Annotated in this window: 16 protein-coding genes; 4 read left to right on the top strand and 12 right to left on the bottom strand. The window is 71.5% G+C overall.

The window, feature by feature from the left end; all coding sequences use genetic code 11:
- Positions 1–38: 38 nt before the first annotated feature.
- Together hisS and HNR22_RS30205 are read right to left on the bottom strand one after the other, a co-directional pair.
- Positions 39–1,367, bottom strand: coding sequence for a histidine--tRNA ligase (gene hisS / locus HNR22_RS30210; protein ID WP_179783238.1), 1,329 nt, complete (start codon positions 1,365–1,367; stop codon positions 39–41).
- Between the two features lie 71 nt (positions 1,368–1,438).
- Positions 1,439–2,155: an MBL fold metallo-hydrolase gene (locus tag HNR22_RS30205; RefSeq protein WP_088947419.1), complete on the bottom strand. Its 717-nt coding sequence runs from the start codon at positions 2,153–2,155 to the stop codon at positions 1,439–1,441.
- Between the two features lie 269 nt (positions 2,156–2,424).
- On the opposite strand from HNR22_RS30205, the gene HNR22_RS30200 reads away from it, so the two are divergent.
- A complete protein-coding gene (locus HNR22_RS30200; protein ID WP_179783237.1) occupies positions 2,425–3,303 on the top strand; it encodes a peptidylprolyl isomerase in 879 nt (292 codons plus the stop codon).
- A 61-nt stretch (positions 3,304–3,364) separates the two neighbouring features.
- Positions 3,365–4,210, top strand: coding sequence for a peptidylprolyl isomerase (locus tag HNR22_RS30195; protein WP_179783236.1), 846 nt, complete (start codon positions 3,365–3,367; stop codon positions 4,208–4,210).
- A gap of 66 nt (positions 4,211–4,276) precedes the next feature.
- On the opposite strand, the gene HNR22_RS30190 is transcribed toward HNR22_RS30195, so the two are convergent.
- The 8 genes from HNR22_RS30190 to ruvC form a co-directional block, all read right to left on the bottom strand.
- Positions 4,277–6,793 carry a RelA/SpoT family protein gene (locus HNR22_RS30190; RefSeq protein WP_179783235.1) on the bottom strand — a complete coding sequence of 839 codons (2,517 nt, stop codon included), beginning with the start codon at positions 6,791–6,793 and terminating at the stop codon, positions 4,277–4,279.
- Between the two features lie 197 nt (positions 6,794–6,990).
- Complete coding sequence (locus HNR22_RS30185; protein ID WP_179783234.1) at positions 6,991–7,557, bottom strand: adenine phosphoribosyltransferase; 567 nt, start codon at positions 7,555–7,557, stop codon at positions 6,991–6,993.
- A gap of 88 nt (positions 7,558–7,645) precedes the next feature.
- Positions 7,646–8,839, bottom strand: a complete 1,194-nt coding sequence (gene secF / locus HNR22_RS30180) for a protein translocase subunit SecF (RefSeq protein WP_179783233.1) — start codon at positions 8,837–8,839, stop codon at positions 7,646–7,648.
- 1 nt (position 8,840) lies between these two features.
- On the bottom strand, positions 8,841–10,757 hold the full coding sequence (gene secD / locus HNR22_RS30175) for a protein translocase subunit SecD (protein WP_179783232.1): 1,917 nt from the start codon (positions 10,755–10,757) through the stop codon (positions 8,841–8,843).
- Between the two features lie 276 nt (positions 10,758–11,033).
- Complete coding sequence (gene yajC, locus HNR22_RS30170) at positions 11,034–11,390, bottom strand: preprotein translocase subunit YajC (protein WP_218906795.1); 357 nt, start codon at positions 11,388–11,390, stop codon at positions 11,034–11,036.
- A gap of 121 nt (positions 11,391–11,511) precedes the next feature.
- Positions 11,512–12,579, bottom strand: coding sequence for a Holliday junction branch migration DNA helicase RuvB (gene ruvB / locus HNR22_RS30165; protein ID WP_141908817.1), 1,068 nt, complete (start codon positions 12,577–12,579; stop codon positions 11,512–11,514).
- Complete coding sequence (gene ruvA / locus HNR22_RS30160) at positions 12,576–13,178, bottom strand: Holliday junction branch migration protein RuvA (protein ID WP_099852214.1); 603 nt, start codon at positions 13,176–13,178, stop codon at positions 12,576–12,578. The genes ruvB and ruvA overlap by 4 nt, the downstream gene beginning before the upstream one ends.
- Positions 13,175–13,702 carry a crossover junction endodeoxyribonuclease RuvC gene (gene ruvC, locus HNR22_RS30155; protein WP_179783231.1) on the bottom strand — a complete coding sequence of 176 codons (528 nt, stop codon included), beginning with the start codon at positions 13,700–13,702 and terminating at the stop codon, positions 13,175–13,177. Before ruvC ends, ruvA begins: the two co-directional genes overlap by 4 nt.
- 537 nt (positions 13,703–14,239) lie before the next feature.
- On the opposite strand from ruvC, the gene HNR22_RS30150 reads away from it, so the two are divergent.
- Both HNR22_RS30150 and HNR22_RS30145 read left to right on the top strand, forming a co-directional pair.
- The gene (locus HNR22_RS30150; RefSeq protein ID WP_179783230.1) at positions 14,240–15,022 is read left to right on the top strand and encodes a 3-hydroxybutyrate dehydrogenase; all 783 of its coding nucleotides are present in this window, start codon (positions 14,240–14,242) and stop codon (positions 15,020–15,022) included.
- A 14-nt stretch (positions 15,023–15,036) separates the two neighbouring features.
- Positions 15,037–16,956, top strand: coding sequence for a helix-turn-helix domain-containing protein (locus tag HNR22_RS30145; protein WP_179783229.1), 1,920 nt, complete (start codon positions 15,037–15,039; stop codon positions 16,954–16,956).
- A 91-nt stretch (positions 16,957–17,047) separates the two neighbouring features.
- Here HNR22_RS30145 and HNR22_RS30140 read toward each other — a convergent pair whose 3' ends face one another.
- Both HNR22_RS30140 and HNR22_RS30135 read right to left on the bottom strand, forming a co-directional pair.
- Positions 17,048–17,656: a TetR/AcrR family transcriptional regulator gene (locus tag HNR22_RS30140; RefSeq protein WP_179783228.1), complete on the bottom strand. Its 609-nt coding sequence runs from the start codon at positions 17,654–17,656 to the stop codon at positions 17,048–17,050.
- An 11-nt stretch (positions 17,657–17,667) separates the two neighbouring features.
- On the bottom strand, positions 17,668–19,236 hold the full coding sequence (locus HNR22_RS30135; RefSeq protein ID WP_179783227.1) for an MFS transporter: 1,569 nt from the start codon (positions 19,234–19,236) through the stop codon (positions 17,668–17,670).
- Positions 19,237–19,313: the final 77 nt, after the last annotated feature.

Raw genomic sequence — 19,313 nt, 5'->3', positions numbered from 1 at the left:
CCGTAGGTCCCCCCGGCCGTCAGCGCCAGTGGAGAGACTCACCCAACCGTCGGCTTGAGGTCCTCCACAGGGGGCATCCACTCCTGCGCACCGGCCGTGACCTGCTCACCGGAGCGGATGTCCTTCACCTCGTCCGGCGCTCCGTCGACGCCGGGGAACCAGACGTACGGGATGCCGCGCCGCTCGGCGTAGCGGATCTGCTTGCCGAACTTCGCCGCGCTCGGCGACACCTCGGTCGGCACCGCGCGCCGCCGCAGCGCCTCGGCCACCCGGTTGCTGGCCGTCCGCTGCTCCTCGCTGGTCACCGCGACGAGCACGGCGGTCGGCACCTCCCGGGACACCGACAGCTCCCCCGCGCCGAAGAGCAACCCGAGCAGCCGGGTCACCCCGATCGAGATCCCCACCCCGGGGTACGAGACGGCGCCAGCGGTGGCCAGGTTGTCGTACCGGCCGCCGGAGCAGATCGAGCCGAACCGCTCGTAGCCGCGCAGCTGGGTCTCGTAGACGGTGCCGGTGTAGTAATCCAGGCCACGGGCGATGCGCAGGTCCGCCACGCAGAGGCCGGGCGAGTGCTCGGCGGCGGTCTCCACCACCCGGACCAGCTCGTCGATGCCCTCGTCGAGCAGTGGGTTGCTCACCCCGAGCGCGCGGACGGCGTCGGCGAACGATGCGTCCGGGGCGGAGATCTCAGCCAGGGCCAGACACGCCTTGGCCTGCGCCTCGCTCGCCCCGGCGGTCTGGGCCAGCAGGTCGGTCACCTTCGCCGGGCCGATCTTGTCGAGCTTGTCCACCGCGCGCAGCGCCGCCTCCGGGTCGGTCAGCCCGATGCCCCGGTAGAAGCCCTCACAGATCTTGCGGTTGTTGACCTGGATCGTCACCGGCGGGATCGGCAACGAACGCAGCGCGTCGCCGATGACGAGGGGCATCTCCGCCTCGTGGTGCGGGGCCAGGGTGTCCCGGTCGACGATGTCGATGTCGGCCTGCACGAACTCCCGGTAACGGCCCTCCTGCGGCCGCTCACCGCGCCACACCTTCTGGATCTGGTAGCGGCGGAACGGGAACGCCAGCTTGCCGGCGTTCTCCAGCACGTACCGGGCGAACGGCACGGTCAGGTCGAAGTGCAGGCCGAGCTGGTCGTCACCACCGGAACCCTCCGCGTCGGCGTGCAGCCGCCGGATCACGTAGACCTCCTTCGAGGTCTCGCCCTTGCGCAGCAGCTGATCCAGCGGCTCCACCGCGCGGGTCTCCAGCGGCGCGAAGCCGTACAGCTCGAAGGTGGCCCGGATCCGGTCGAGCACGAACTGCTCGATCATCCGCTGACCGGGGGTCCACTCCGGGAAACCGGAGATGGGCGTGGGCTTGCTCATCGGCGTACTCCTTGCGGTGCCGCGCCCGCGGCGCGGTGGTGTCGTGGGTCCGCGCGCGGCGCGGAGAAGGTCTAGAGGCCCCGGGTGGGCGCCGGTCGGCCGCCGCCGACCTGCGCCACCTCGATGAGGTACGGGTTGCTGGCGCGCTCGCGGCCGATGGTGGTGGCGGGGCCGTGGCCGGGCAGCACGACGGTGTCGTCGGCCAGCGGAAGGATCTTGTCGCGCAGGCTGGTGAGCATGGCCGGCATGCTCCCGCCCGGCAGGTCGGTGCGGCCGATCGACCCGGCGAAGAGGACGTCACCGGAGAGGCACAGCTCGTCGGCCTCCCAGTCCGACCCGGCGCCCGGCAGCCGGAACAGCACCGACCCGCCGGTATGGCCCGGGGCGTGGTCGACGGCGATCTCCAGGCCGGCGAGCGTGAGGGTGGCGCCGTCGGTCAGCTCCGCCACGTCCTCCGGCTCCGTATAGCTCAACCGGCCGCCGAAGAGCGACGTCAGGTCGGCCGAGAGGCCCTTGGACGGGTCGGCCAGCATCTCCCGGTCGCCCGGGTGCACGTAGGCGGTGACGCCGCGCGCACCACAGACCGGCGCGACCGAGAAGGTGTGGTCGAGGTGGCCGTGGGTGAGCAGCACGGCGGCCGGATGCAGGCGGTGCTCGGCGAGCAGCGCGTCGAGCTGGTCGAGCACCCCGATCCCGGGGTCGACCACCACGCACTGCTCCCCCGGCGCGGTGGCAACCACGTAGCAGTTGGTGCCGAAGGCGTCCGCGGGAAAGCCGGCCACGAGCACAGGCGCTGTCCTTTCCGTCGAGCAGCTGTCGTCCTGCCAGCAGCCTAACGGGCGTGCCGAGCGACTTTGCCGCGTCCGCCCCTCGCGCCCCGTACGGCACAGTGACAACGCCCGATAAGCGCTGCTCGGGATGGGGTGGACCTCGTACACCACATTCCCAGTCGCTAGCCGTACACTCTGGCGGGCGTGTGGCGCGACACACGTGGCGCCCGGACGGGCCGGGACGCCCGGTCGCCGGCGACGACCAGGTAGAGGAAAGGGGAGCACGGGTGGCTTCCAGCAGGGACCGGCAGCGCAAACTGGCACGGGAAAAGCTCGACCGGCAGTTGGCTCGCCGGGCTGCCGCGACGCGGCGCCGTCGGCAGATCCAGGCCGGTGTCGGTGCCGCCCTGATCCTCGTGTTGGTGGTGGCCGGCTCGGCCTGGGCGCTCGGGGCGTTCGACTCCGACTCGAAGCAGAACACGGCCGCGGCGGACACCTGCCTCTGGACGCCGCAGGACGCGACGGCCAACACCAACCTGAAGGACGTCGGCACGCCGGCGACCAGGGATCTGCCCACCGACGGCACCCGGGCGATGACGGTGACCACCAACCAGGGTGGGCCGATCACCGCGGAGCTGAGCCTGACCAACTCCCCGTGCGCGGCGGCGAGCATCGCCCACCTGGCGAGCCGGTCGTTCTATGACAACACCAAGTGCCACGAGATCACCGCCGAGGGCGCGCTGCACTGCGGCGATCCCAGTGGCACCGGCCTCGGCGGGCCCACCTACTCGTTCTACGACGAGGAGGTGCCGACCGTGCCGTCGGCGTCCCCGTCGGCCAGCCCGGCCCCCGGCCAGCCGCCGACGTACCCGAAGGGCACCGTGGCGATGGTCTCCAACCCGCCGGGCAGCAACGGCAGCCAGTTCCTGATCTTCTTCAAGGACTTCACCACCGCCGACCCGAAGTACCCGGTGATCGGCCGGGTGACCGGCGGGCTGGACGTGGTGGAGAAGATCGGGGCCCTCCCGACCGTGGACAATGGGACCGGGGCCAAGGTCAAGCCCAGCACCGACGTGACGATCCAGAGCCTCACGGTCGGTGAGCCGGTCACCGGCGCCGCACCCTCGGCCTCCGGCGCCCCGGCCAGCAGCCCGAGCGCCGGCTGACCGGGCGCCACCACCCACCCCAAGCGGCACTCAGCAGCAGACAGCCCAGGAGGATCCAGGCGTGACGTCCACCAGAGAGCGGCAGCGCGCGGCGGCACGCGCCCGGCTCGAGAAGGAGATGGCCGAGCGCTCGGCCAAGGCCCGCAAGCGCCGGCAGACGCAGGCGATCGTCAGCGCGGCTGCCGCGCTGGTGCTCGTGGTCGCCGGCACCGTCTGGCTGGCGATGAGCCTCGGCGGCGACGACGACGACGACAAGAACGACACCGCCGCGCCCGCGGTCGGGGCGTCCGAGTGCGTGTTCAACGCGCTGCCGGCCGAACAGCGGCCCCCGCAGATCAAGGACGTCGGGGTGCCGAGCAACGAGCAGTACGCCAAGGGCGTGCAGACCATGACGATCGACACCAACCTCGGCCCGATCACGGCCAAGGTCGACCGGTCGCTGGTGCCGTGCACGGCGGGCAGCTTCACCTACCTGGCGGAGAAGAACTTCTTCGACAACACCAAGTGCCACCGCCTGGTGACCGAGGGCATCAAGGTGTTGCAGTGCGGTGACCCCAGCGCCACCGGCAACGGCTGGCGGGAGACCGACGGTCAGGGTGGCCCGAGCTACCGCCTGCCCGAGGAGAACCTGCCCACCGACAAGCGCCCGCCGTACCCGGAGGGTGTCATCGCGATGGCCAACTCCGGCCAGCCGGGCAGCACCGGCAGCCAGTTCTTCATCGTCTACGGCGACTCGCCGCTGGACCCGGCGTACACGGTGCTGGGCACCATCACCGGCGGCCTCGACATCGTCAAGGACGTGGCCAAGGCCGGCGACGACGGGGCGTTCGCCCAGCAGGCCGGCGGTGGCCACCCGAAGAAGGAGGTCATCATCAAGGACCTCACCATGAGCAACCCGCAGGGCTGACGCCCGAGCACACGACACAGCGCCCGTCGGCTGAGCCGGCGGGCGCTGTCGTGTCCGGGGTACGCGTCAGGCGCCGGAGGTGACCCGGTACGCGTCGAAGACGCCGTCGACCTTGCGGACCGTGGCCAGCAGGTGGCCCAGGTGCTTCGGGTCGGCCATCTCGAAGCTGAACCGGCTCACCGCCACCCGGTCGCGGGTCGTGGTGACGGTCGCGGAGAGGATGTTGACCCGCTCGTCGGAGAGCACCCGGGTGACGTCGGCCAGCAGCTTGTGCCGGTCCAGTGCCTCGACCTGGATCGCGACCAGGAACGTCGAGGCGGAGGTGAGCTTCCAACTCACCTCGACCACGCGCTCGCTCTGCGCCCGCAGGTCCTCGGCGTTGGCGCAGTCGTCGCGGTGCACGCTCACCCCGCCGGAGCGGGTGACGAAGCCGAACACCGAGTCCGGTGGGACCGGGGTGCAGCAGCGGGCCAGCTTGATCCAGACGTCGCTGACGCCCCGCACCACCACACCGGGGTCGCTGCTGCTCTGCCGGCTACGCGGTGGCCGGGTGGCGACGGCGGTCTCGGCGATGTCCTCCGCCGCGCCCTCCTCGCCGCCGTACGCGGCCATCAGCTTCTGCACCACCGACTGGGCGGAAACCTGGCTGTCGCCGACCGCCGCGTAGAGCGAGGCCACGTCGGCGAGGTGCAGGTCCCGGGCGATCGACATCAGCGCGTCGGAGGTGAGCATCCGCTGCAACGGCATGCCCTGCTTGCGCATCGCCTTGACGATCGCGTCCTTGCCGGCCTCGATCGCCTCCTCGCGCCGCTCCTTGTTGAAGTACTGCCTGATCTTCGTCCGGGCGCGGGGGCTCTTGACGAAGCCCAGCCAGTCCTGCGTGGGGCCGGCCGTCTCGGACTTCGACGTGAAGATCTCGATCACGTCGCCGTTGGACAGCGTCGACTCCAACGGCACCAGCTTGCCGTTGACGCGCGCCCCGATGCACTTGTGCCCAACCTCGGTGTGCACCGCGTACGCGAAGTCCACAGGCGTCGACCCGGTCGGCAGCGGGATGACGTCACCCTTCGGGGTGAAGACGTACACCTCCTGGCTGGACAGGTCGAAGCGCAGCGCGTCCAGGAACTCGCTCGGGTCGGCCGCCTCACGCTGCCAGTCGAGCAGCTGCCGCAGCCAGGTCATCTCGTCGATGTGCGCGGGCGGCCCGACGATCTGGGTGCCCTTGTGCTCCTTGTACTTCCAGTGCGCGGCGATGCCGAACTCCGCGGTGCGGTGCATCGCGTACGTGCGGATCTGCATCTCCACCGGCTTGCCGGTGGGCCCGATGACCGTCGTGTGCAACGACTGGTACATGTTGAACTTCGGCATCGCGATGTAGTCCTTGAAGCGGCCCGGCACCGGCTGCCAGTTGGCGTGGATGACACCCAGCGCCGCGTAGCAGTCCCGAACCGTGTCGACCAGGATCCGCACCCCGACCAGGTCGTAGATGTCGTTGAAGTCCCGACCCCGCACGATCATCTTCTGGTAGATCGAGTAGAGGTGCTTCGGCCGCCCGGTGGTCTCCGCCTTGATCTTGGCGGCCTTCAGGTCGGTGCCGACCTTCTGGGTGACCTGCCGCAGCAGCGTCTCGCGCTGCGGCTGGTGCTCCCCGATCAGCCGGTTGATCTCCTCGTAGCGCTTCGGGAACAACGTGCCGAAGGACAGGTCCTCCAGCTCCCACTTGATCGTGTTCATACCGAGCCGGTGCGCGAGAGGCGCCAGGATCTCCAGCGTCTCCTTGGCCTTCTGCTCCTGCTTGGGGCGGGGCAGGAAGGTCAGGGTGCGCATGTTGTGCAGCCGGTCGGCCAGCTTGATCACCAGCACCCGGGGGTCCTTGGCCATCGCCACGACCATCTTGCGGATCGTCTCGGCCTTGGCCGCGTCACCCAGCTTGACCTTGTCGAGCTTCGTGACGCCGTCGACCAGGAGGGCGACCTCGCCACCGAAGTCGGCGCGCATCGCATCGAGGGTGTACTCGGTGTCCTCGATGGTGTCGTGCAGCAGCGCGGCGACCAGCGTGGTGGTGTCCATCCCCAGGTTGCCGAGGATCGTCGCCACGGCGAGGGGGTGGGTGATGTACGGGTCGCCGGACTTGCGGTACTGCCCGGAGTGCCACCGCGCGGCCGTGTCGAAGGCGCGCTGGAGGAGCCGGGCGTCGGCCTTGGGGTGGTTGTCCCGGTGGCTCGCGATGAGCGGCTCCAGCACCTCGCTGACCTGCGAGGTCTGCCAGGGCGCGTTGAACCGGGCCAGCCGGGCCCGGACCCGCCGGCCGGTGGGCGCGTTGGACAGCCCGAAGCCACCGCTCGGCGACGGGTCGATGCCCGCGTCGGTCGGGAACGGCACCACAACCCCGTCGGCGCCGGGCGCGGCCTCGACGCTCGGCGGGCCGCTGATCGGGCGGACAGTGCTCTCGCCCGTAGCCCTGCCGGAGCCGTTGCCCGTCACCCGGGCCGGCGCGTCGCCTGTCCGGTCAGTCACCGAGCCGTCCGCGTCGCCTGTCGGGTGCACCGTGCCCTCCGCCGGAGGGACGACATCGTGGGACACCGGCCTCCTCACCGCTCGCCGGAAACACACCGACCGAACATCGGTCGGCCTGGTCTCGCCTCGCCGGACGTGTGCGGCCGGCGTCAGCAAAGGGCAATGCTACCCGCACCGAAGGCCCCCTGCCGCTCCGCCGGACGGTCGACGCCGGCAGTGTCCGCCGGATCTGGGATTAAACGGTCAGTTGCGTGTCGAACGGCTCAAACGGTCAGCAGGGCGTGCACCGGACGCTGCGCCAACCGCTCGCGCCCGCCCAGGAACCCGAGCTCCAGCAGCACCGTGAAGCCGGTGACGGTGCCGCCGGCCCGCTCGACCAGGTCCAGCGTCGCCTCGGCGGTGCCGCCGGTGGCCAGCACGTCGTCGACGACCAGGACCCGGTGCCCGGCGGTGAAGGCATCCTCGTGCACCTCCAGGGTGGCCTCGCCATACTCCAGGGCGTAGGACACCGAGTGCGCCGGGCGGGGCAGCTTGCCGGCCTTGCGCACCGGCACCACGCCCACCCCGGCCGCGTAGGCGACGGCCGCCGCGACGACGAAGCCGCGCGCCTCGATGCCGACCACCACGTCGAAGGCGTCCCGGCCGTGGTACGCGACGATCCCGTCGATCACCTCACGGAAGACCTTCCCGTCGGCGAACAGCGGCATCAGGTCCTTGAACATGACGCCGGGCTTGGGGAAGTCGGGCACGTCCAGCACCCGGCTGGCGACCAGTCGGGCGGCCTCCGGGCCGCTGTCCCCGCGCGCCTCGGTGCTGTGGGTCTCCGTCACGGCTGTTCCGCTCTCCTTCAACGACGACGGCGTCCGGCAGTGCTGCTCACACAGCATGCCGGACGCCGTTCGGGTGTTTCCGTTCGGGTCAGCGCCGCTTGGCGCCACCCGGCCGGTTGCCGCCGCCACCCGGGCGACCGCCCCGGGCGCCGGTCGGCCGCTTGCCCGCCGGCCGGGCGCCCACCTTGGGGGCGGCACCCGCCAGTGCGGCGGCGTCCGGGTCGAGCGGCTCGTCGGTCGCGTCGGCCTGGGCCGGGCTCGCGGCCCCCTTCGGGGTGACCTCGCCGCGGGCGAGGGCGCCCCGCCGGGTCAGGACGCGCTTGTTGTGCGCCTGGATCCGCGGGTCGTAGTTCTTCAGCAGCGCCAGCAGCGGGGTGGCCACCAGGATGGAGGTCAGGAACGCCACCGCCATACCGACGAACAGCACCAGGCCGAGGTCCTTCAGCGTGCCGGCGCCGAGCAGGCCGGCACCGATGAAGAGCAGACCGCCGACCGGCAGCAGGGCGACCACCGAGGTGTTCAGCGACCGCATCAGGCTCTGGTTGACGGCCAGGTTGGCCGCCTCGCCGTACGTCTGGTTGTTGTTGGCGGTGATGCCCCGCGTGTTCTCCTGCACCTTGTCGAAGACCACCACCACGTCGTAGAGCGCGAAGCCCAGGATCGTGAGGAAGCCGATGATCGTCGACGGGGTGACCTCGAAGCCGACCAGCGAGTAGATGCCGGCGGTGAGGATCAGGTTCGTGATCAGCGAGGCGACCGCGGCGACCGCCATCCGCCACTCGAAGCGCAGGATCAGGTAGACCATCACCAGCGCGATGAAGATGACCAGACCGAGCACGGCCCGCTCGGTCACCTGGCTGCCCCACGCCTCGCTGACCTGGTTGCTGCTGATCTGACCCGCGTCGATGCCGAGGTCCTCGGCGATCTGGGCCTTGACCGCAGTGGTCTGGTCGGCGTCGAGCTGCGCGGTACGCAGCTCGTAGGTGTCGCCGCCGGTGCCGCCGACCTTCTGGGCGGTGACCACCTCGACGCCGGTGTTCTCCGTCGCGAGGGCCGAGTTGACCTCCCGCTCGGCGTCCTCGAGGGTGCCGACGCTCGCCGGCACCTGGAACGAGTTGCCGCCGGCGAACTCGATGCCGAGGCTGAAGCCACGCAGCCCGAAGCTGAGGAGCGCGATCAGGATCAGGACCCCGGCGACGCCGAACCAGACCTTGCGCTTGCCGACGACGTTGAGACCGGCTTCGCCGTTGTAGAGGCGGCTCGCCAGACCGTTTTGAGCCATCTCAGGCCTCCTTGGCGCGCGGGTTGCGGGGCTGAGTCGGCTGGTTGCGGGCCGGGAGCGCCCGGCCCAGACCGCTGACCCGCGGGGACAGGAACGCCCGGGTCCGGGCGAACATGGTCATGATCGGGTGACGGAAGAGGAAGACCACGACCAGGTCCAGGACCGTGGCCAGACCGAGTGCGAACGCGAAGCCCTTGACCGTGCCGACCGAGACCACGTAGAGCACCACCGCGGAGAGCAGGGTGATCGCGTTGGCCGAGATGATCGTCCGGCGGGCGCGGATCCAGGCACGGGGCACCGCGCTACGCGGGCTGCGCCCCTCCCGGATCTCGTCCTTCAACCGTTCGAAGTAGATGACGAACGAGTCCGCCGCCACACCCAACGACACGATCATGCCGGCGATGCCGGCGAGGGTGAGCGTGAAGCCGATCTGCCGGCCGAGCACCACCAGCGCGCCGAAGACGAGCAGCGCGGAGAGGATCAGGCTCAGGAAGATCACCGAGCCGAGCAGCCGGTAGTAGAAGAACGCGTAGATGATGACCAGCAGCATGCCGATGCCGGCCGCGAGCAGACCGGCGCGCAGGTGACTGGCACCCAGCGTGGCGGTGACGTTCTGCGCCTCCTGCTGCTCGAAGGTCACCGGCAGCGCGCCGTAGCGCAGCTGACCGGCGAGGGTGCTGGCGTCCTTCTGGTTGAAGTTGCCGGTGATCTGGGAGTTGCCGGTCAGCACGCCCTGGATCTCCGGGGAGGAGACGATCTCGTTGTCCAGCACGACGGCCACCCGGCACTTGCCGTCCTGGCCCAGCGCGGTCGCGTCGCAGGCCTGACCCTCGTTGTTGAACGCCTCACGGGTCAGCGCCGTCCACTTGCCCTGGCCGTTGCCGGTGAAGTCGAGGCTGACCACCCAGGCGTTGGTCTGGTCGAGCACCGCGTCGGCGTCGTCCACGTCGGTGCCCAGCACCTTGGCCTGGTCGAGCAGGTACTTCGAGGCGCCGTCCTCGCAGGAGACCACCTGCTGCTTCGGGTCGGAGATCGACGCTGGCGGGCGCTTGTCGAGCTGCGCGCAACCGATCGTCGGCACGTTGAACTGCATCTGCGCCGGCAGCACGGCCACCTCTTGCGGCGTCAGCGTGCCGAACGGCTTGAGCTTGTCGGCCAGCGACGGGTCGGCCGCCAGGTCGGCGGGGGCCTGCAGACCGTTGGCGGCCTGCCAGGACGCCGCGCCCACCTTCTGCTCGACGGCCTTGCGCTGCTGCTCGATGCTGGCCGGCACCGGCTCGGTGCTGGCGCTCGCCGTGGGGGCGGCGGCAGTCGGCGAGGCGGACGCGGACGCGGAGGGGGTCGGCGTGGCGCTCGGCGACGCCGGGGCCATCCCGCCCTGACCGCCGCTGGGCGAGGAGGTCGCCTTCGGCGCGCCACTGCCCGACGGGGTCGGAACGGCGCTGCCGGACGGGGTCGGTACGGCGCTGCCGGACGGGGCCGGCGTGGCGGCCGGCGGCGGCACGGCGGCCGTCCCGCTGCCGTCGGCCGCCTTGAGCACCTTGCGGAAGCGCAGCTCGGCGGCGCTGCCCACGTCGGTGAGGTCCCGGTTCTCACCGGGCAGGGAGATGACGATGTTGCGGTTGCCCTCGGTGACCACCTCGGCCTCGGCGACGCCGAACGCGTTGACGCGGCTCTCGATGATCTGGCGGGCCTCCTCGAGGTTCTCCGCCGTCGGAGGCTTGCCGTCGACGCTGTTCGTCGCCTCCAGCGTCACCCGGGTCCCGCCGATGAGGTCCAGACCGAGCCGGGGCTCGAGCCGGTCCTTCAGGCTGCCGCTGGCACCCGAGAAGAACACCAAAAGGTAGAGGACGACGAAGATGAACCCGAGCACGGCGAGCTGCCGCCCGGGGCGCATCTGTCCCTGAGGTGGTGCCACGGCTGTCCTGTCTCCCTGTACGGTCGCGCCGCTGCGCGCAGCGGCGGCGGTGTCGGGCCGGGGGTCCCGGCCGACGGGTCGGCCCTGGGTCGACGAGGTGCCGACACGAGGACCGGTCACACGGCGTGGGACGCCGACGGTCACGGGAACGTGCCGACGCCCGGCGTCGACCCAACTATCCAGTTTTCACGTCTCGTCCGCTGCCCCGTCGGGCGCGGCGGCCCGGAAGCCGGTCGACCGGCCGTACGCCGGACTCGCCACCCCCGGGAGGGAGGGTCACTCCTTGACGGTGTCCGCGTCCTCGGTGACCGGCTCGCTCGGCAGCTCCGCGCGGGTGACCACCCGGGCGATGGCCGGTCGGGCGTAGCGGGTCTGCACGCCCGGGGCGACCTCGATCAGGACGGTGTCGTCCTCGATGCCGGTGACCGTGCCGTAGAGCCCACCGATGGTGACGACCTCGTCGCCGGGGCCGAGGTTGGACTGCATCGCCTCTGCCTCTTTGCGGCGCTTCTGCTGGGGTCGGATCATCATGAAGTACATGACACCGAAGAGCAGGGCGATCATCAGGATCGGCGTGAAACCGCCGGCCCCGCCACCCGCTGCTGCCAAATGCACGGTTACTGACCTTCCCATTGGCCACCTGCCCGGCACCTGGATGCCGGAGCGGAGGCGGATTCTCACGTCCTGTACAGACCGCGGCGAAGTCTAAACCCTGCACCTGAGAACGCCGAATGCGGCACAGATCACGTTCACATCACGGCTGATCGGTGTCCAAGGAGAACAGATCGGGCGCAGGCGGACTATCCATGCCAAATGTACCATTCGGCGGGGTACGTCCCAGATGCCGCCAAGCCCCTTCGGTCGCCACCCGGCCCCGGGGCGTACGGGCCAACAGGCCAGCACGCACCAGGAACGGCTCACAGACCTCCTCGACCGTGTCCGGCTGCTCCCCGACCGCCACCGCGAGGGTGGACAGCCCCACCGGGCCGCCCCGGAACGAGTCGACCAGCGCGGTCAGCACCGCCCGGTCCAGCCGGTCCAGGCCGAGCGCGTCCACGTCGTACACGATCAGGGCCGCCCGGGCGGTGTCGAGATCGACCACCCCGTCGGCCCGCACCTCCGCGTAGTCGCGGACCCGGCGCAGCAGCCGGTTGGCGATCCGGGGCGTGCCCCGGGACCGACCGGCGATCTCGGTCGCGCCCTCGGGGGTGATCGGCACGCCGAGAATCCGCGCCGAGCGGTGCAGCAGCGTCTCCAGATCCGCCGGGGCGTAGAAGTCGAGGTGCGCGACGAACCCGAACCGGTCCCGCATCGGCCCGGTCAACAGGCCCGAACGGGTCGTCGCCCCGACCAGGGTGAACGGCTCCACGTCCAGCGGGATCGCCGTCGCCCCCGGACCCTTGCCGACCACCACGTCGACCCGGAAGTCCTCCATCGCGCTGTAGAGCAGCTCCTCCGCCGGCCGCGCGATGCGGTGGATCTCGTCGATGAAGAGCACGTCGCCCTCGGCGAGGCTGGTCAGGATGGCCGCCAGATCACCGGAACGCTCGATCGCCGGGCCGCTGGTCACCCGGATGCCCGCGCCCAGCTCGGCGGCGACGATGTTGGCCAGACTCGTCTTACCCAGCCCCGGTGGGCCGGAGAGCAGGATGTGGTCCGGTGGTGACCCCCGCCGCATCGCGCCCTGCAACAACAGGTCGAGCTGATCGCGCACCCGGTCCTGGGCGATGAACTCGGCCAGCCGCTTCGGCCGTACCGTGGCCTCCGCGTCCCGTTCCGCGTCGCTGACGTACGCCGAGACAAGCCCGTCGATCTCGCTCATCGGGTACGGCCCAGCAGGCGGATGGCCTGCTTGAGCAGGACCGGCACCGGCGGCGTCGGGCCGTCGATGGTCTCCGCCACGGCGGCCACCGCCTGATCGGCCTGACCGGCGGACCAGCCCAGCCCGACGAGCGCCTGCCGGACCTGGTCGGGCCAGGCGCCAGCGGTCACCCCGCCCACGCCGTCGGCGCCGATCGACACCGGACCGATCCGGTCGCGCAGCTCCAGCACCAGGCGCTCGGCGCCCTTCTTGCCGATCCCGGGCACCCGGGTCAGCGCCGCCGTGTCGGCGTTGGCGATCGCCTTGCGCACCGCGTCCGGGGTGTGCACGGCCAGCACCGCCTGGGCCAGTCGCGGACCCACCCCGCTGGCGGTCTGGAGCAGCTCGAACAGCGACTTGGCGTCGTCGTCGGCGAAGCCGTAGAGGGTCAGCGAGTCTTCCCGCACGATCAGGCTGGTCGCTAGGCGGGCGACCTGACCGACCCGCAGCTCGGCGAGCGTGCCGGGAGCGCAGTGCACGGCGAGACCTACACCACCGACCTCGATCACGGCCTGGTCCGGACCCGTCGCGGTCACCGTGCCGCGCACGCTGGCGATCATCGTGCTCCTCCTCGTCGTACCCGGTCGGCCGCCTCGGCCAGCTTGGAGCGGGTGCCACCGCGCCACACGTGGCAGATGGCCAGGGCCAGCGCGTCGGCGGCGTCAGCCGGCTTCGGTGGCTCGGCCAGCCGCAACAGCCGGGTCACCATGGCGGTCATCTGCGCCTTGTCGGCCTGACCGGACCCGGTCACGGCCGCCTTCACCTCGCTCGGGGTGTACGTCTGCACCGGCAGCCCGGCGCGCGCCCCCGCCAGCACGGCGATGCCGCTGGCCTGCGCGGTGCCCATCACCGTGCGCACGTTGTGCTGGCTGAACACCCGCTCGACGGCGACGCTCTCCGGCTGGTGCTCGGCGACCAGCTTGGTCAGCGACCGGTCCAGGTGCAGCAGGCGCAGCGACAGGTCGTCGGCTGGGTCGGTGTAGACCACGTAGTAGGCGATGAGAGTGCAGGGCCGCCCCGGCACACCCTCGACCACGCCCACCCCACACCGGGTCAACCCCGGGTCCACACCGAGCACGCGCACGCCGCCCCCTTCCCAGCCGTCAGCAGTACGTGTGTTCGACACCCTAACCGGCGCCCTTCCCACGAGCCCCACGGGACACGCCCTCCGCACCCCGCCCCCGCACCCCCGCGTCACGCCCCACGCCCCACGCCCACGCCCACGCCCACGCCCACGCCAAGATCTACGCAACTTCCCGGATGTTGCTGCCTCCGACGCGCGAGAGACAGCAACATCCCTGATATTGCGCGGATCTTGACGAGGAACGCCGTGCCCGAGAGAGCGGAGCGGGGTCTGGGCGCCTCCGGCCGCCAAGGTCACGCTCGATCCAGGATGTAGTGGCCACGAAGCGCCGGGAAGCCACTACATCCAGGATGTTGCGCGATCTTGAGGCACGAGGCGCGGCGGGACGGGGCCGGAGCGGGGCCGGAGCGGGGTGGTCGCGAGCGGCGGCGGGGCGGGAGCGGGCGGCACGGGCAGGTGGAGCCACACAGCTTTGCGCCGGAGTATGTGTCGCTGGCCCATGTGCCGGGGAGCACACAGCTCGTAACTTCTTGCGCCATGACGGCAGAACCCGTGGCGGTCCCCCACGTCGTACAGGTCGACCTCGCCGGTCGGACCGCCCTGGTCACCGGGGGCGGCAGCGGCATCGGGCGGGCGTGCGCCCTGCGGCTGGGCGCGGCCGGCGCCAAGGTGCTCGTGGTGGACCGCAACCTGGAGGCGGCCAAGGCGGTCGCGGCCGAGGCCGGCGGCCGGGCCGAGGGCGTGGACCTGTCCGACGCCGCGGCGGTGGACCGCCTCGACGTGGACGTGGACATCGTGGTCAACAACGCCGGGCTTCAGCACGTCGCGCCGGTGCAGGACTTCCCCGTCGAGCGATTCGAGTACATCCAGCGGGTGATGGTGGAGGCGCCGTTCCTGCTGATCCGCCGGGCGCTGCCGCACATGTACGCCCGGAGCTGGGGCCGCATCGTCAACATCTCCTCGGTGCACGGGCTGCGCGCGTCGCCGTACAAGGCGGCCTACGTCTCGGCCAAGCACGCCCTGGAGGGGCTGTCGAAGGTGGTCGCGCTGGAGGGCGCCGCGCACGGGGTGACCGCCAACTGCATCAACCCCGCGTACGTGCGCACGGCGCTGGTGGAGAGCCAGATCGCCGACCAGGCGGCCAGCCACGGCATCGACGAGACCGAGGTGATCGAAAAGATCATGCTGGCCCGGGCCGCGATCAAGCGACTGATCGAACCGGAGGAGGTCGCCGAGCTGCTGGCGTACCTCTGCTCGCCGCCTGCGGCCTTCATCACCGGCGCGTCGATCGCCCTCGACGGGGGCTGGACGGCCAACTAGTGGGCCCGAGCACAATGTCGACCATGTCTTCGCCGGTGGAGTTCCTGGAACTGCTCGCGCGGGAGGCCGCCGCGGTCGAGTTCGAGGGGCCGTTGGTGGCCGCGCGCGCTGCCGGGCTGCCGCCCGACAAGCTGGCCGAGCTGGAGCAGGCCAAGTCGGTGGCGTTACGGGTCCGCGCGCTGCTGGAGCGTCGGCGCCGGCGCGAGACCGAGCTGTCCGGCCTGTACGACACGGTCAGTGACCTGGCCGGGCTGCGCGACCTGGACGACGTGTTACGGGCGATCGTGCACCGGGCCCGCAACCTGCTCGGCGCGGACGTGGCCTACATGACGCTCAACGACGACGAGCGCGGCGACACCTACATGCGGGTGACCGACGGGTCGGTTTCGGCCCGTTTCCAGCGGCTGCGCCTGCCGATGGGTGCCGGCCTCGGTGGGCTGGTGGCCCAATCCGGGGCCCCGTACGTCACCGCCAACTATGGCGAGGACGCGCGCTTCCACCACACCGGTGAGATCGACGCCGGGGTCGGGGAGGAGGGCCTCGTCGCGATCCTCGGGGTGCCGCTGCGGCTCGGCTCCACCTCGATCGGTGTGCTCTACGCGGCCAACCGCTCGGCCCGGCCGTTCGTCCGGGAGGAGGTGGCGCTGCTGGTCTCGCTCGCCGCGCACGCCGCGGTGGCGATCGACACCGCCCGGCTGCTGACCGAGACGCGCTCGGCGCTGGGCGAGCTGTCGGCGGCGAACACCACCATCCGGGCCCACAGCAGCTCGGTGGAGCGGGCCGCGGCGGCGCACGACCGGATGACGGCGCTGGTGCTGCGCGGCGGTGGTGTGGAGGACGTGGCGGCCGCGGTGACCGAGGTGCTGGGCGGTGCGCTGCTGGCACTGGACGCCGAGGGCCGCCTGCTGGCCCGGGTGGGTGAGATCGACGAGCCGGACCGGGCGGACATCGTGGAGGCGGTCGCGGCGTCGCGCACCGAGGGGCGCAGCGTGCGCCGCAGCCCGCTCTGGTACGCGGCGGTGGTGGCCGGCGCGGAGAACCTGGGTGCCCTGGTGCTGCGTCCGGACGACGAGTTGGTCGACGCCGACCAGCGGATCCTGGAGCGGGCCGCGCTGGTGACCGCGCTGCTGCTGTTGTTCCGTCGTACGGTCGCCGAGGCGGAGGGGCGGGTCCGGGGCGAGCTGCTGGACGACCTGATCGCCCGCCCGTTGCGGGACACCGACGCGTTGCGCAGTCGGGCCCGCCGGCTCGGGGTGGACCTGGACGCGCCGCACGTGCTGGTGGCGGTGGGCGACGACGCGATCGCCGCGACCGGCTCGGCGAGACAGCGGGTGCTCTCCTGGGCCACCACGTACGCCTCCGCGCGCGGCGGGCTGGCCGCGGCGCGGGACGGCCGGGTGGTGCTGATGCTGCCGGGGCTGGACGCCGGTGGGAGTGCTCGCGCGGTCGCACGGGACCTGTCCCGGGTGACCGGCCGACCGGTGACCGCCGGCGCGAGTGGTCCGTCGAACGGGCCGGCGGCGCTGGCCGCCACGTTCCACGAGGCGGATCGGTGCCTGACGGCGTTGGGCGCTCTGGGGCGCGACGGGCAGGGTGCGAGCACCGCGGAGCTGGGCTTCGTCGGGTTGCTGCTGGGCACGGTCGGCGATCGGGGTGAGAAGGACGTGACCCAGTTCCTCGCCACGACCGTCGGGCCGGTGGTCGACTACGACGCCCGGCGGGGCACGGCTCTGGTGAAGACGCTGGAGGCGTACTTCGGGGTGGGTGGCAGCCTGGCCCGGGCCGCCGAGCAGTTGCACGTGCACGTCAACACGGTGACCCAGCGGTTGGAGCGGGTCGGGCAACTGCTCGGCGCCGACTGGCAGCGGCCCGAGCGGGCGCTGGAGGTGCAGCTCGCGCTGCGCCTGCACCGGCTGCGCGCACCGGCCGGCTGACCGACGACGGCCAGCGGGCGGGCTTAGCGCCCAGGCGGCCAGCGGGCGGGCTCGGCGCCCAGCTGGCCAGCGGGCGGGCTCGGCGCCCGGCTCAGCGGACCTGAATGCCCTCCAGCACGGCGTCGACGACCCGCTCGGGCAGGGTCTGCTCGTCCAGGTCGGGGTTCCACTGGAGCACCCGTTGGATCAGCATCGGCCCGGTGAGCAGCGCCATCGTCACCTCGACGTCGATGTCGGCCCGGATCACCCCTTCGTCGATGCCGCGCCGCAGCACCTCGCGCATGAGCTGCCGCCGGGGCGAGATGATGTTCTGGTAGAGCTGGAACTGGTCCGGGCTGCGGTTCACCGCGGGCACCAGACAGGGCATGATCTTCGCCGCGCGCGGGTCGACGTTCTTGCCGATCGCGCCGACCAGCAGCACCAGGTCGTCGCGGACGGAGTGGCCGGTGGGCTGCGGCAGGACGCCCTTGAGTCGCCGCAGCGCGTCCAGCAGCAGGGCGTCCTTGCCGGCCCAACGGCGGTAGATGGTGGCCTTGCCGACGCCGGCGCGGGCGGCGATCGCCTCGATCGACAGTGCCTCGATGGTGCTGCCCTCGGCGAGCAGGTCGAGGGTCGCCTCGATGATCGCCTCGTCGGCGCGGACGCTCCGCGGTCGCCCGGGCGACCGCGGAGCATCGGCAGTGGACGTCATGTCCGACATTCTTCCCGCACCTACGCCGTGCCGGCCAACTCGGGCTCGGCGACCGGCGCCACCGGGGCGAGGTTGGTCTCCTCCCGACCGGGCATCCAGCGCAGTACCACGATGATTCCGAGTGCGGCGATGATCCCGGAGAGCCCGGCCGCCCAGTGCATGGCGGTGACGAAGGCGTCGTTGGCCGCCGAGATCAGCGCCGGCGCCGCCGGGCCGAGCTGGCCCGCCGCCGCGTACGCCCCGGAGATCGACTCGTTGGCCGCGTCGCGGGCCGGAGCGGGCAGGCCGGTCAGCGCGTCACCGATGTTGCTGCGGTAGACCGCGGAGAGCACCGAGCCGAGGACCGCGACGCCGAGCGCGCCGGCCACCTGACGGATGGTGTTGCTGACCGCGGAGCCGACACCGGCCTTCTCGCGGGGCAGCGCCGACATGATCGACTCGGTGGCCGGCGGCATGATGTTGGCCATCCCGGCGCCCTGGATGAGGAAGACGAGCAGCACCACCCAGATCGGGGTGGAGGCGCCGATGAACACGAACGCGGCGAGCGAGATCATGGTCAGCACCAGCCCGACGGTGGCGACGGCCCGGCCGCCGTAGCGGCGGACCATCGCGGCGCTGCGCGGCGCGAAGATCAGCTGGGCGCCGGCGAAGGGCAGGAAGAGCAGACCGGTCTGCAGCGGGCTGTAGCCCCGCACCAGTTGCAGGTAGAACGAGCCGAAGAACAGCGAGCCCATCGCGGCGAAGAACACCAGGCCGACGATGACGACCGGGGCGGCGAACCGGGGCACCTTGAACAGCCGGACGTCCAGCGACGGGTGGTCGCTGCGCCGCTCGTGCTGGACGAACCAGGCCAGCACGGCGAGGCCGACGAGGATCGAGCCCCAGGCCAGCGGGCGGTCGAAGCCGTGCTCGCCGCCGTCGATGATGCCGTAGGAGAGGGCGACCAGGCCGACCACGGAGAGCAGGACGCCGAGCACGTCGACCCGGCCCGGCCGCGGGTCACGCGACTCGGGGACCAGCAGGGCCACCAGGATCACGCCGGCGACGACCACGGGCACGTTGATCAGGAAGACCGAGCCCCACCAGAAGTGCTCCAGCAGCGCGCCGCCGAGGATCGGGCCGATGGCCACGGCGAGACCGACCGCGCCGGCCCAGACACCGATGGCCCGACCGCGCTCACGCGGGTCGAAGACGTTGGAGATGATCGACAGCGTCACCGGCATGATGGCCGCGCCGCCGACACCCATCAGGGCGCGGGCCGCGATGAGCTGGCCGGGGCTCTGCGAGTACGCGGAGAGCAACGATGCCAGACCGAACATCGCCAGACCGATCATCAGGAAGCGCTTGCGGCCGGACCGGTCGCCGAGGACTCCGAAGGTGAACAGCAGCCCGGCGAAGACCAGCGTGTAGGAGTTGATGGCCCACTCCAGCTCGCCCTGGCTGGCGCCGAGGCCGTGCACCGGGTCGGCCAGGGTGCGCAGGGCCACGTTGAGGATCGTGTTGTCGAGGACGACCACGAGGAGGCTGATCACCAGCACCCCCAGGATCGCCCACCTCCTCGGGTGGCCCGTGTTGTTGTGCAGCTCCATACCTGGTTTTCCCCCCACGCTTCACCCGCACCGCAATACGATACGGGTCAGACTCGTAACGTGGGTCAGCCTACGAC

The organism is Micromonospora jinlongensis, assembly GCF_013410645.1.
In the GTDB taxonomy this organism is placed as follows: domain Bacteria; phylum Actinomycetota; class Actinomycetes; order Mycobacteriales; family Micromonosporaceae; genus Micromonospora; species Micromonospora zamorensis.
Note: the sequence above shows the minus strand (reverse complement) of the source record. Positions and strands in the feature narration are given on the sequence as shown.

Excerpts from the sequence above, each read along its gene's own strand:
- yajC (WP_218906795.1), bottom strand. The coding sequence starts at position 11,390 with ATGGGAAGGTCAGTAACCGTGCATTTGGCAGCAGCGGGTGGCGGGGCC.
- HNR22_RS30150 (WP_179783230.1), top strand. The coding sequence starts at position 14,240 with ATGACGGCAGAACCCGTGGCGGTCCCCCACGTCGTACAGGTCGACCTC.
- ruvA (WP_099852214.1), bottom strand. The coding sequence starts at position 13,178 with ATGATCGCCAGCGTGCGCGGCACGGTGACCGCGACGGGTCCGGACCAG.
- HNR22_RS30140 (WP_179783228.1), bottom strand. The coding sequence starts at position 17,656 with ATGTCGGACATGACGTCCACTGCCGATGCTCCGCGGTCGCCCGGGCGA.
- hisS (WP_179783238.1), bottom strand. The coding sequence starts at position 1,367 with ATGAGCAAGCCCACGCCCATCTCCGGTTTCCCGGAGTGGACCCCCGGT.
- ruvB (WP_141908817.1), bottom strand. The coding sequence starts at position 12,579 with ATGAGCGAGATCGACGGGCTTGTCTCGGCGTACGTCAGCGACGCGGAA.
- secF (WP_179783233.1), bottom strand. The coding sequence starts at position 8,839 with ATGGCTCAAAACGGTCTGGCGAGCCGCCTCTACAACGGCGAAGCCGGT.
- HNR22_RS30145 (WP_179783229.1), top strand. The coding sequence starts at position 15,037 with ATGTCGACCATGTCTTCGCCGGTGGAGTTCCTGGAACTGCTCGCGCGG.
- HNR22_RS30135 (WP_179783227.1), bottom strand. The coding sequence starts at position 19,236 with ATGGAGCTGCACAACAACACGGGCCACCCGAGGAGGTGGGCGATCCTG.